The sequence below is a fragment of the Paraburkholderia sp. BCC1886 genome (assembly GCF_900996245.1).
Classification (GTDB): Bacteria; Pseudomonadota; Gammaproteobacteria; order Burkholderiales; family Burkholderiaceae; genus Paraburkholderia.
The window spans coordinates 174441-186595 of sequence record NZ_CAAJGK010000039.1 but is presented as its reverse complement, the minus strand read 5'-3'; the positions used below and the strand labels follow the sequence as shown (position 1 = coordinate 186595).

Genomic DNA, 12155 nt, shown 5'->3' with positions numbered 1-12155 from the left:
CACTGAGCACGGATCAGGTCGGCGCATTGACGTCCGCACAGGTTGGCGCGTTGACCACGACGCAGGTTGGCGCACTGACGACGGCGCAGGTCGGCGCGCTGTCCACCGGCCAGATCGGTTCGCTGACGAACGCGGACGTGGCGGCGTTGAGCACGGATCAACTGGGTTCGTTCACTACTGTCGATATCGCGGCACTGAAGACGGCGCAGGTCGCGGCATTGACGACCGCGCAGGTCGGCGCATTGAGCAACGACCAGCTTGGCGCGCTGACGTCGACGCAGGTGGGCGCGTTGACGACCACGCAGGTTGGCGCATTGAGCACGGCGCAGATCGGTGCGTTGTCGAGCACGCAGATCGGCTCGCTGTCGACGAAGGACGTCGCAGCACTAAGCACGGATCAACTGGGTGCACTCTCGACGGACGACATCGCCGCATTGAAGACCGCGCAGGTCGGCGCATTGACGACCGCACAGGTCGGCGCACTGACCACGGCGCAGGTCGCGGCACTGACGACGACGCAGATCGGCGCGTTGTCGACGGCGCAGGTGACGTCGCTGAACACGACGCAGGTCGGTGCGCTGGCAACAGGTGAAATCGCCGCGTTGAAGACGGGCCAGGTGGCCGCGTTGACCACGGCTCAGGTCGGTGCATTGAGCAATGACCAGATCGGCGCGTTGTCGGCCTTGCAGGTTGGCGCATTGACGACCACGCAGGTCGGCGCACTGAGCACGGCGCAGGTCGGCGCGTTGTCGACCGGCCAGATTGCAGCGCTGTCGAACGCGGACGTGGCTGCACTGAGCACGGATCAGCTGGGTTCGTTCAGCACCACCGATATCGCTGCATTGAAGACGGCACAGGTCGCCGCGTTGACGACGACGCAGGTCGGCGCACTGAGCAATGACCAGGTCGGCGCGTTGACGGCCACGCAGGTCGCCGCATTGACGACGACGCAAGTGGGCACGCTCAGCACTGGCCAGGTCGGCGCGTTGTCGACCGGCGACATTGCCGCGCTGACCACGAATCAGGTCGGCGCGCTGACGACGGACCAGGTGGGCGCCCTGTCGACCGATCAACTCGGCGCGTTGAAGACGACGCAGATCGCCGCGTTGTCGACCGCGCAAGTCGGCGCGCTTTCTACGGCGCAGGTCGGCGCGCTGTCGACGCTGCAAGTCGCCGCGTTGACCACGACCGATGTGGCCGCACTGAGCGCCGACCAGGTGGGTGCGTTGTCGAGCGGCGACATCGGCGCGTTGAAGACGACCCAGGTGGCCGCGTTGACCACGACGCAAGTCTCCGTGCTGTCGACCTCTCAGGTGGCGGCGCTGGCGTACGCGCAAGTGGCTGCGCTCACCACCTCGCAGGTTCAGGGTGGCTTCTCGACCGCGCAGATCGCCGCGCTGTCGACCGGTCAGGTCGCTTCGCTGACGAACGCGGATGTCGCGGCGCTCAGCACCGACCAGTTGGGCGCGTTGTCGAACGACGATATCGCCGCGTTGAAGACGGGCCAGGTCGCCGCGTTGACGACCACTCAGGTGTCGTCGTTGACGACCTCGCAAGTCTCCGCGCTGACGACCACGCAAGTGAACGCGTTGACCAATGCGCAGGTGGCGGCGTTGTCCACTACGCAGGTGTCGTATCTGAACATTTAAACCGGCGTGTGCCGGGCGCATTTTTCGCGGGTCCGGCGAGTGGCTATACTCGCCGGATTTCTCTCATGACCGGTAACAGGCCGGGCTGGACATGGCCACCGAAAACAACCTGACCGAAGTACTGATTCACCAGATTCAGAACGGGCAGACCGACAGCGCGCTGCAACAGCTCGCCGGGCTGCTCGAGCAGGAACCGAATCAACCGGGACTGCTGACGCTCAAGGCGGAAGCGTTGCGCCTGTCCGGGCAATCCGGCGCGGCGATCGACGCGTACCGGCGTGCCGGCGCGGTGGGCGGCGGCGCGCGCAACTGGCTGGTCGCCGGACTGATGCTGAGCAACGAGCGGCGCATCGACGAGTCCATTTCGTGCCTGACCTTCGCGATTGCCGAAGATCCGGGCAACGACGAGATTCTGAACGCGCTGGTCACGACGCTGTTCAACGCGAATCGCTATCGCGACGGCGTGGCGTTCGCGCGTCGTCTGCTGGTGTGCAGCACGAAGGCGCATTACCTGTCGAACGCGGCGCTGCTGTTGCAAAGCAACGAGTCGTACGAAGAAGCCGCGGACGTCTTCAAGAAAATTCTCGGTGACGGCGGTACGGACCCGGCCATTCTCGGTGCGGCGCTGGTACCGGCGCGTTTCACCTGCGACTGGGACTGGATCGAATCGCTGCAGCAGCGCATCGGCGCGCATTACGCGCAAGGCCAGTACGCGGCCACCCAGGAATTTCCGCTGACGCACCTCACGTGGTGCGCCAACGAGCTGTACAACCTCGAAGTCACCCAAGCCTACGTCGCGCGCGTGTTGCCGACGGTCGCGCCGCTCGTCACTGCGCCGCGTGCGGATAGCGCAGGCACGCGGATTCGCGTCGGCTATCTGTCGTCGGACTTCTGCAATCACGCCACCATGCATCTGATGGCGGGGCTCTTCGAAGCCCACGATCGCGAACGCTTCGAGGTGTTCGCTTACGACTCGAGTCCGCCGGACGTCTCGGTGTACCGGCAGCGTTTTCTGCGCGCGGTCGAGCATCACATCGATATCACCGCGATGACCGATGCCGATGCCGCCTTGCGCATCGCCGCCGATCGGCTCGACATTCTGTTCGACCTGAAGGGGCACACGGGCTGGGGACGTCTGGGCATCATGGCGTATCGGCCCGCGCCGTTGCAGGCTGCGTATATCGGTTTTCCGGGCAGCACCGGCACGCCGTTCATCGATTACCTCGTGTCCGACCGCTTCGTCACGCCCGATAGCAGCGCGCCGTTCTATTCGGAAAAGCTCTGCCGTCTGCCGCATTCGTATCAGTGCAACGACCGGCAGCGGCCGGTGGCCGGCGATCCGGGTTCGCGTGCATCTCATGGGTTGCCGGACGACGCCGTGGTGTTCTGCGCGTTCAATCAGTCGTACAAGATCGATCGCGGCAGCTTCAATGTCTGGATGCGCGTGCTGGGCGACGTGCCGGACAGCGTGCTATGGCTGTTGAATCAGGGCGAAGCCGCCGAACGCAATCTGCGGCGCCGTGCTGCACTCGCCGGCATCACGCCGGATCGGCTGATTTTTTCTGGCTTCGCGCGCCCCGAGCAGCATATTGCGCGTCTGCAACTCGCGGATGCGGCGCTCGACGCGCTCATCTGCAATGGCCATACGACTACGTCGGATACGCTGTGGGCCGGCGTGCCCGTGATCACCGCGCGCGGTTCGCATTTCGCGTCGCGGGTGAGCGAGAGCCTGCTGAACGCGGTGAATCTGCCGGAGCTGGTTGCGCGCGATGCCGACGAGATGGTGCGGATCGCCGTGCGGCTCGGACGCGATGCCGGGGAGCGCCGCGCACTGCGAGCCAGGCTGGCGGCGAATCTCGGCACGGCGCCGCTTTTCGATACCGGGCGCTTCACCCGCTATTTCGAAGACGGAATCGCGATGATGGTCGAGGCTAGCCGGTCGGGAGCGCCGCTCGTGCATCTCGATGTGCCGGTAATGCGCGGGTGAACGCGCATTCGCGATACCGCGCCGAAAGAAGTACCATGCTGCAGATTTGATCGACCGCGAAAGCGTCGGCCATGCTCTCTTGGGAAAACGTATGAGTCGGTACTTGAACGATCCGCTGGCGAAACTGACGCTCGACGAGCGACGAGCCATTGTCCTCGCAGGACTCGACACGAAGAAGCTCGTCGGTCTGGAAATCGGCGCGTTGTGCCGACCGCTCGTCAGGCGCGAAGAAGGAGAGCCGGTGATTTATGTCGATCACGCCGACACGCCGACACTCCGGAAAAAATACGAGAACGACGAAAACGTCACCGTCGACCACATTGTCGATGTCGACGCCGTCTGGGGACACAATACGCTGCAGGAGGCCACGCGCGGGCGGCTGGTCGACTACGCCGTCGCATCGCATGTCGTGGAACACGTTCCCGATCTGATCGCCTGGCTCAATGAACTCGCATCGGTGTTGCGCTCGACAGGTGAACTTCGGCTGATCGTTCCGGATAAGCGCTTCCTGTTCGATATTTTTCGCCGCGAAACCAGTTTGGCTGACGTGCTGCTGAGCTACATCAACAAGGCGCGGGTTCCGCAGCCGCATTCCATGCTCGACTTCGCGCTCGGCGTGGTGAAAGCCGGGCGAGCCGAGATCTGGCGCGACGAAATACCGGCCGTGCCCGAGCGCCACTACGACTGGCAAGGCGCCGTGGCGTTGGCTCGCGACATTATCGAGAAGGGTACCTATCACGACATTCACTGTTGGGCATTTACGCCCAAGTCGTTTGCGGAGCTTTTCCGCGACATGACGGACGCCGGGTTGATCGATTTCGCGTGCGAGGGATTTCTGGACACCCAGGACGAAGACTTTGAATTCTATGTTTCGATGCGACGTTCCAGCGATCGTGAGTACATCCGCAGCAGTTGGGCGCGCATGGCTGCCGCGGCATCGACAATCGGCCCTGGCGAACCCGACTGGCAAGCTAGGCGCCGGGCAGACATCGCGCGACGCCGTGAGCTAGGTGGCCGTTATTCCAGTCGCGTCGTCGGCCAGCCAAGCGATCTCGATACGACCGTGTCCGTCGTCGTGCCCTATGACTTCGACGGGGATGCGTACCTTGCAGCCAATCCGGATGTCGCCGCCGCCGGCGTTGACCCTGTCGAGCACTATTTGCGGCATGGCCAGCACGAGAATCGACCGCTCAAGCCCCAGTGACGGCGAAAGGGGACGTAACGCCTACGTCAATCGCAGATCCCACAACGCATCGAGTACGTGTTGCGCCGAACGCTCGACGTTCCCGGCGCGATGCGCAATGCCGAGCCGCCGCCACAACGCCGGGCGTAGCGGACGCATGGCAACGCGCGCATCGGGTATCGGGGTAGGGGCCTCGTGAGGCAACAGCGCCGCGCCGTAACCTGCCGCTACCAGACTCTTGATGGCGTCGTTGTAATTGAGCTGGATGCGCGGTGCAGGATGTTGCGCGCCGATCGCAAACCACTCCGCAGTCAGACGCGAGAGATGCGTGGTCGCGTCGTTGAGAATGAGCGGGCGACTGGCGATCCATTCCGGCGTGATGCGCGCCGGACAGCGCCAGTGCGCCGGCAAAAAGGCCATCACGGGATCACGGCGCCAGGGCTTGATGACCAGCTCCGCCAGCGGAGGCTGAGGGAGTGCGACCAGCCCGACATCCAGTGTTCCCTGGGCCAGCCGGGTTAGCGTTTCTTGCGACGTCAGTATCGCGATCTGAACGTCGATAGCGGGATGGTCCTTGCGCAGCACGTCGAGTGCTTCAGGAAGGAGATGCGCAATCGCGCCGGTCGATGCGCCAAGCCGAACACGTCCGGCAACCCCCTGAACCTGGCGCTGAACGTCGTCCAACGCATTTTCCGCGTCGGCTAGCAGTCGACGCGCGCGTTCGACCAGCAACTCGCCCGTTGCCGACGGCCGGACGTGGCCGCGCTTTCGCGACAGGAGCGGAGCGCCGATGCGGTCTTCCAGATCGGCAATGTGAAGACTGACCGTGGGGGGTGCCAGATTCAACGCGCGCGCCGCGTCGGCAAATGAGCCGTGGTCGGCAATCGCGACCAGGGTGCGCAAGCGGTCCAGACTGATCTCTCGCATATCGCCTTCCAGATTCAGGAAAGTTGAATGAACAGGTTATGAAATTCAACTTTCTCTATTATAGCGTTGCGCCGAAGATAGCAGCCTGCTTTATCTGTTATCGACCCGCCACCGGAGCATTCCACTCATGAGCTCACCCCTTGTTTTCATCGACGGCGATCAAGGCACCACCGGGTTGCAGATTCACGAACGGCTTCGCGACCGGTCCGATCTGACCGTGGTGACGCTGTCTGCGGCGGAACGGAAGAATTTCACGCGTCGCGCCGAAGCCATCAACGCGTGTGACATTGCCATCCTCTGCCTGCCCGATGCCGCTGCGCGCGAAGCGGTGGGCGCCATCGTGAATCCCGCCGTCAGAGTCATCGACGCAAGTTCTGCGCACCGTACACAGCCGGACTGGACATATGGCTTTCCGGAAATGACACCAAGACAGGCTGAACGCATTGCAAACGCAAGTCGTGTCACCAATCCCGGATGCTATCCGACCGGTGCAGTGGGCTTGCTGCGTCCCTTGTTGCAGGCTGGCTTGATGCCGGACAACTATCCGGTCAGTATTTACGCGGTGTCCGGTTACTCGGGGCGCGGGCGTGCGGGCGTGGAGGAATACGAGGGGCAAGGTGCCACTCAAGCGCCTTCGTATCAGGTATATGGTCTCGAGCTCGCGCACAAGCATCCACCGGAGATCCAGCAATACGCCGGCCTCGCGCAGCGTCCGGTTTTCGTCCCGGCATATGGAGCGTTCCGGCAAGGAATCGTGCTAACGGTGGCCCTGGATTTGCGGCTGCTCGCGCCCGACGTGGATGGCGCCACGTTGCACGCCTGCCTCGCACGCCACTATGCCGACGCGGCCCATGTACAGGTCATGCCGCTCTTCGAATCGTCCACACTGAAATACCTGGATCCACAGGTGCTGAACGGCACGGACGACATGCGCTTGAGCGTGTTCGCCAACATCGAACACGGACACGTCCTGCTAGCCGCGGTTTTCGATAATCTCGGCAAAGGTGCATCGGGTGCCGCGGTTCAGAATCTGGATCTGATGCTCACGCGGCAATCACGGTGAGCTGGAAGCAACGTGAACGGGTTTGGACCGCATCGTTCAGGACAGCGGGGCCGAACGGACAACCGCTCCTCGAATTGATTCATAGCGGACATTCGCATTGCGGTCTTACCGTGAAACCTGGTCCGGTGGTAGCACCAGGTTTCCGCAACCGGTATCCGCGATGAATGTCGCAAGAAACCTTGCCGGGTGGGTCGGATCGGGATTCTCGGCAAACAGGTGAAGCGTGTCGGGCGGCTCGAACCATGTTTGGCCACTGACGTAATCGACGGGCGCTCCTCCCGCCAGTTGAGAACGGATCGTCCCTTCAAGCACGACCGCTGTCACCGAACCCGGGTGACGATGCGCCGGCGTAAAGCCGAGCGGCGGAAACTCGACGATGGCCGTCGTCACCGACTTGCCCGGCGCGTCAGGCAGCGCTTCGCAGGACAGAACCTTGACGGTCGAGGCCGGCCGGCTGGTCACGCCGGCAGCCAACGATGCGCTCGACAACAGTGGATCGTGACGACTACCGCACATGCCGGAAAACCAGTCGATCGCCGAGCGCGGCGCTGCCGGGCCGAGCGTCAGCGAAACGACTGCCATCGCCGCGAGCATCGTGGGCTTGCCTGGCAGGCGAGGCAGGCGCGCGCGAAGTGGCAGGGCGAGCGGGGTCATACAGGTGTCCCCGCTCGCAGGTCCGGCGACCAGCCCAGCTCGCGCTTCGCCTTTGCACTGTCGACCTCGGCGTCGTCGCCGGCGATGTTGTAGATCCCCGATCTGCTTCGTTCAAGCGCGAGGAACGCCGCATACGCGGCAGCTTCGACATGCAGTGGGCTCGAGCCGGCAGCGACCTCGATGCCCGTGCGAGGACCGTAAATCTGTCCGTACCGCAGCACCGTTCCAGTTAGCAGTGCCGTGTTCAGTACGTGGTGCTCCAGGGCCGCGACGCCCCGCACGCTGATACCGCGCGGGCCTTGCGCATCGATGTCGAGCGCGCAGCTTTCGTCGTAGGGCCGCTCGCCGGGTCGATACGCCCACGCAATGCTTTGCGCAATCATCCGTTTGCTACCGGCCGCAATGGCCGCGGCGATCAGGTTTCGCGTTCCCTCGTCGCGTATCCTGGCATTGGCCGCCACTGCCTCAGCCATGCGGGCAGGGTCGAGCCCGTGCGGCAAATCGGTCAATTGATGTATCACGCTGTGCGGCGCGATGCGAACCAGCGCGTCGTGTAGCGCGAGCGCATCGAATACATCGACGACGACCGGCGTGACACCGGCGTCTGCAAGCGTTTTTGCGCGGTCGGCGCGTCGCGTGGTGCCGAACACTGCATAGCCCGCCTTAATGAGTAGGGGTACCAGTGCAGCGCCAATGGCGCCACTCGCTCCAGCCACCAAAACCCTGTGTTTCATCTCTTTTCTCCCGTCTGCAATGCGCCGACAGCGGTCTGTCGCGCGCTTGACGCAAAGCAGGATAGGGTGGTTAATGGTTGCGCAAAAGATCCAATTTCGGGAAATCGATTGAGCCATTATGGAGCGCGATCATGCGCCGAGCTGAACACATCGACCTTGCGCTGGCGCCACGGCCAGACGGTATGCCGCTGCAACGCTGGTTATACGACGAACTGCGTTCGGCGATTTTGACCGGCCGGCTATCGCCAGGGGCCCGTCTGCCATCGTCGCGCGATCTCGCCGCACGCTTTGCCTTGTCGCGCGGAACGGTACTCGGCGTGTTTTCGCAACTCGAGGCCGAGGGCTATCTGACGAGCGCCGTCGGACGAGGCAGTTTCGTCGCGCCCGAACTGCCGGATCAACGCAGCGACAGCAGTGAGCCCCGGTCAGTCGGGAAGCGGGCTGGCGTCGACGGCGCGCAACCCCGTTCGATAACGCTGTCGGTCCGCGGCCGTCTGCTTGCGCGGACCCCGTTCCAGGCGGGCGGCCGCACGAGTCCCGCTCGCGCTTTTCGTGCCAGTTCGCCAGATCTCGATGCGTTTCCGTTCGAACTGTGGGCGCGGCTGGCAGCGAAACGCACGCGCCGCTCTCGACGCGATCTGCTGGGTGACGGTGAGGCGCAAGGATATCGGCCGCTACGCGAGGCGATTGCCGGGTATGTCGGCATGTCCCGTGGCATCGCGTGCGCGGCCGATAGCGTCGTGATGCTCGGCAGCGTCCAGCAGGCGATCGATCTGACCGCACGTCTGCTGCTCGATCCGGGCGACGCCGCGTGGATCGAAGATCCCGGCTACCCGGGCGCGCGCTTCGTGCTCGAAACTGCGGGCGCCCGGGTTGTCGGTGTGCCCGTGGATGCAGGTGGTATCGACGTGGAATGGGCGCGACAGCACGCGCCCGACGCGCGTCTCGCGTACGTCACCGCGGGGCGGCAAGCGCCGCTCGGAGCGCCGCTCGCGCTCGAACGGCGGCTGTCGCTGCTCGAATGGGCACGGGATCGGGACGCCGTCGTCATCGAGGACGACTACGACAGCGAGTACCGCTTCGAGGGCAATCCGCTGGCCGCGATGAAGAGCCTCGATCGGGATGGACACGTGATCTACTGCGGCACATTCAGCAAATTGCTGTTTCCTGGATTAAGGACTGCGTATGCGATCGTGCCCGACCGGTTGATCGATCCGTTCGTGGCCGCGTTGTCGTTGACGGCCCGGCATGTTCCGTCAGATCAGCAGTCGGTGTTGCATGAATTCATCGCCGACGGCCATTTCGGGCGCCATATCCGGCGCATGCGCATGCTGTACGGCGAGCGGGCCGAAACGCTGGAAAGCTCTGTGGAGCGGCATCTTTCCGGCTTGCTGACGGTTCCCCGAATCGTTGCGGGACTCGATGCGCCGGCCTTCCTGCCGCCCGGCATCGACGACGCCGACGTCTCGCGTCGCCTCGCGCTCGAGGGCGTCGAGACACGGCCGCTGTCGCTTTACGCGATCGACCGTCCGGCTCCGTCGGGGCTGGTGTTGGGTTTTGCCTCGGTCGGCCGCGACGCGATCGAAGCTGGAGTGATCGCTCTCGCGCGTGTGCTGGCGCGGTGATTGTCTGATGCCGAAGACATCGTGATGATGAGCGCGCGTCGGGAACCCTGCCGGGTCTGCGAGTTCAGAGTTGGACAAATAGGGGTTAAACCTGGATGAAACCCTACCCAGGCCCGATTCCAGAACAATTTCGACTGCGACCTGCATCGCTTCTTGAATTTGTCACCACCCGTCCATATAATTAGCACTCGCTGCACGAGAGTGCTAACAACATCGCCGGTTGGCGCAGCCAATCGGGTTTTCTCAGCGTTCTTCAGTCTCAATCAAGAGAGGAGTATGTATGAACCTTCGTCCTTTGCATGATCGCGTGATCGTCAAACGTCTGGATCAAGAAACCAAGACCGCGTCGGGCATCGTGATCCCCGAAGCCGCAGCAGAAAAGCCGGATCAAGGCGAAATTCTGGCAGTCGGCCCGGGTAAGCGCGACGACAAGGGTGCACAAATCGCCCTGGACGTGAAGGTGGGCGACCGCGTTCTGTTCGGCAAGTATGCAGGCCAGACCGTCAAGGTCGACGGCAACGAACTGCTCGTCATGCGCGAAGAAGACATCATGGCCGTGGTGCAGAAGTAAGCGCAAAGCGCTACTTACCCGGTTATATCCCAAGAATTCAAGGAGTTAGAAGATGGCAGCTAAAGACGTCGTATTCGGTGATTCCGCCCGTGCCAAGATGGTTGAAGGCGTGAACATCCTCGCGAACGCTGTGAAGGTCACGCTGGGCCCGAAGGGTCGCAACGTTGTCCTGGAACGCAGCTTCGGCGGCCCGACGGTCACCAAGGACGGTGTGTCGGTCGCGAAAGAGATCGAACTGAAAGACAAGCTCCAGAACATGGGCGCACAAATGGTCAAGGAAGTCGCTTCCAAGACCAGCGACAACGCAGGCGACGGCACCACGACCGCTACGGTTCTGGCCCAGTCCATCGTTCGCGAAGGCATGAAGTACGTCGCATCGGGCATGAACCCGATGGACCTGAAGCGCGGTATCGACAAGGCAGTGTTCGCTGCTATCGAAGAACTGCGCAAGATCAGCAAGCCCTGCACGACCAACAAGGAAATCGCTCAAGTCGGCTCGATTTCGGCCAACAGCGATTCGTCCATCGGCGATCGTATCGCTGAAGCAATGGACAAGGTCGGCAAGGAAGGCGTCATCACCGTCGAAGACGGCAAGTCGCTGCAAGACGAGCTGGACGTCGTCGAAGGTATGCAATTCGACCGCGGCTACCTGTCGCCGTACTTCATCAACAACCCGGACAAGCAAGTTGCCGTGCTCGAAAACCCGTTCGTGCTGTTGCACGACAAGAAGGTTTCGAACATTCGTGACCTCCTCCCGGTTCTGGAACAGGTCGCCAAGGCTGGCCGTCCGCTGCTGATCATCGCAGAAGACGTCGAAGGCGAAGCACTGGCAACGCTGGTGGTCAACAACATCCGCGGCATTCTGAAGACGGTGGCTGTGAAGGCTCCGGGCTTCGGCGATCGCCGCAAGGCCATGCTGGAAGACATCGCGATCCTGACCGGCGGTCAGGTCATCGCTGAAGAAACCGGCCTGACGCTCGAAAAGGCAACGCTGGCCGAACTGGGCCAAGCGAAGCGCATCGAAGTGGGCAAGGAAAACACGACGATCATCGACGGCGCTGGCGAAGCGGCCAACATCGAAGCGCGTGTGAAGCAAGTGCGCACGCAAATCGAAGAAGCGACGTCGGACTACGACCGTGAAAAGCTGCAAGAGCGCGTGGCCAAGCTGGCCGGCGGTGTTGCAGTGATCAAGGTCGGCGCTGCGACCGAAGTCGAAATGAAGGAAAAGAAGGCACGTGTCGAAGACGCACTGCACGCAACGCGCGCAGCTGTGGAAGAAGGCATCGTGGCAGGCGGCGGCGTTGCACTGATCCGTGCACGTACGGCCATCACCGGTCTGAAGGGTGCTAACCCCGATCAGGACGCAGGTATCAAGATCGTGCTGCGCGCGATGGAAGAGCCGCTGCGTCAGATCGTCACGAACGGCGGCGAAGAAGCCAGCGTCGTGGTGGCAGCAGTTGCAGCTGGTACGGGCAACTACGGCTACAACGCAGCAACGGGCGAGTACGTCGACCTGGTCGACGCAGGTGTGGTCGACCCGACGAAGGTGACGCGCACGGCACTGCAAAACGCAGCTTCGGTCGCTGGCCTGTTGTTGACCACCGACGCAGCTGTTTGCGAACTGCCGAAGGACGATGCTCCGATGCCCGGCGGTATGCCCGGCGGCATGGGCGGCATGGGCATGGACATGTAAAGTCCGTCGGGCCTCGGCTTGCAACCCGAGTCGAGGCTCATTCGAACATGCATGGTCTGGTGTCATGGG

At 63.0% G+C, this 12155-nt stretch carries 10 protein-coding genes; 7 read left to right on the top strand and 3 right to left on the bottom strand.

Annotation, left to right across the window (positions count from 1 at the left end; all coding sequences use genetic code 11):
• The 3 genes from FQ746_RS34740 to FQ746_RS09010 form a co-directional block, all read left to right on the top strand.
• The coding region (locus FQ746_RS34740) for a beta strand repeat-containing protein (protein ID WP_409932386.1) at window positions 1–1649 on the top strand (1649 nt) is incomplete at its 5' end.
• Between the two features lie 91 nt (window positions 1650–1740).
• Entirely contained in the window at window positions 1741–3636 is a 1896-nt protein-coding gene (locus FQ746_RS09015; protein WP_144108593.1) for a hypothetical protein, read from the top strand.
• Between the two features lie 103 nt (window positions 3637–3739).
• Window positions 3740–4840: a class I SAM-dependent methyltransferase gene (locus FQ746_RS09010; RefSeq protein ID WP_260853950.1), complete on the top strand. Its 1101-nt coding sequence runs from the start codon at window positions 3740–3742 to the stop codon at window positions 4838–4840.
• Window positions 4841–4861: 21 nt separating this feature from the next.
• Here FQ746_RS09010 and FQ746_RS09005 read toward each other — a convergent pair whose 3' ends face one another.
• On the bottom strand, window positions 4862–5746 hold the full coding sequence (locus tag FQ746_RS09005; RefSeq protein WP_144108591.1) for a LysR family transcriptional regulator: 885 nt from the start codon (window positions 5744–5746) through the stop codon (window positions 4862–4864).
• A 127-nt stretch (window positions 5747–5873) separates the two neighbouring features.
• Between FQ746_RS09005 and argC the strand changes: the two genes are divergently transcribed.
• Window positions 5874–6809, top strand: coding sequence for an N-acetyl-gamma-glutamyl-phosphate reductase (argC, locus tag FQ746_RS09000; RefSeq protein WP_144108589.1), 936 nt, complete (start codon window positions 5874–5876; stop codon window positions 6807–6809).
• Between the two features lie 105 nt (window positions 6810–6914).
• Here the strand turns inward: argC and FQ746_RS08995 are convergent, their stop codons facing one another.
• Together FQ746_RS08995 and FQ746_RS08990 are read right to left on the bottom strand one after the other, a co-directional pair.
• Window positions 6915–7463: a cupin domain-containing protein gene (locus tag FQ746_RS08995; protein WP_260853949.1), complete on the bottom strand. Its 549-nt coding sequence runs from the start codon at window positions 7461–7463 to the stop codon at window positions 6915–6917.
• Window positions 7460–8197 (bottom strand): NAD-dependent epimerase/dehydratase family protein, encoded by a 738-nt coding sequence (locus FQ746_RS08990; protein ID WP_144108619.1) that lies wholly within the window; start codon window positions 8195–8197, stop codon window positions 7460–7462. Before FQ746_RS08990 ends, FQ746_RS08995 begins: the two co-directional genes overlap by 4 nt.
• Window positions 8198–8328: 131 nt before the next feature.
• On the opposite strand from FQ746_RS08990, the gene FQ746_RS08985 reads away from it, so the two are divergent.
• From FQ746_RS08985 to groL, 3 genes are all read left to right on the top strand, one after another.
• Complete coding sequence (locus FQ746_RS08985; RefSeq protein WP_144108587.1) at window positions 8329–9822, top strand: PLP-dependent aminotransferase family protein; 1494 nt, start codon at window positions 8329–8331, stop codon at window positions 9820–9822.
• Between the two features lie 280 nt (window positions 9823–10102).
• Window positions 10103–10393 carry a co-chaperone GroES gene (groES, locus tag FQ746_RS08980; RefSeq protein ID WP_007178996.1) on the top strand — a complete coding sequence of 97 codons (291 nt, stop codon included), beginning with the start codon at window positions 10103–10105 and terminating at the stop codon, window positions 10391–10393.
• 52 nt (window positions 10394–10445) lie between these two features.
• Entirely contained in the window at window positions 10446–12086 is a 1641-nt protein-coding gene (groL, locus tag FQ746_RS08975; protein WP_144108585.1) for a chaperonin GroEL, read from the top strand.
• Window positions 12087–12155 lie beyond the last annotated feature (69 nt).

Bases quoted from the DNA above. Each gene is read 5' to 3' on its own strand.
- groES (WP_007178996.1), top strand. From the start codon at position 10,103: ATGAACCTTCGTCCTTTGCATGATCGCGTGATCGTCAAACGTCTGGAT.
- groL (WP_144108585.1), top strand. From the start codon at position 10,446: ATGGCAGCTAAAGACGTCGTATTCGGTGATTCCGCCCGTGCCAAGATG.
- FQ746_RS08990 (WP_144108619.1), bottom strand. From the start codon at position 8,197: ATGAAACACAGGGTTTTGGTGGCTGGAGCGAGTGGCGCCATTGGCGCT.
- FQ746_RS08995 (WP_260853949.1), bottom strand. From the start codon at position 7,463: ATGACCCCGCTCGCCCTGCCACTTCGCGCGCGCCTGCCTCGCCTGCCA.
- argC (WP_144108589.1), top strand. From the start codon at position 5,874: ATGAGCTCACCCCTTGTTTTCATCGACGGCGATCAAGGCACCACCGGG.
- FQ746_RS08985 (WP_144108587.1), top strand. From the start codon at position 8,329: ATGCGCCGAGCTGAACACATCGACCTTGCGCTGGCGCCACGGCCAGAC.
- FQ746_RS09005 (WP_144108591.1), bottom strand. From the start codon at position 5,746: ATGCGAGAGATCAGTCTGGACCGCTTGCGCACCCTGGTCGCGATTGCC.
- FQ746_RS09015 (WP_144108593.1), top strand. From the start codon at position 1,741: ATGGCCACCGAAAACAACCTGACCGAAGTACTGATTCACCAGATTCAG.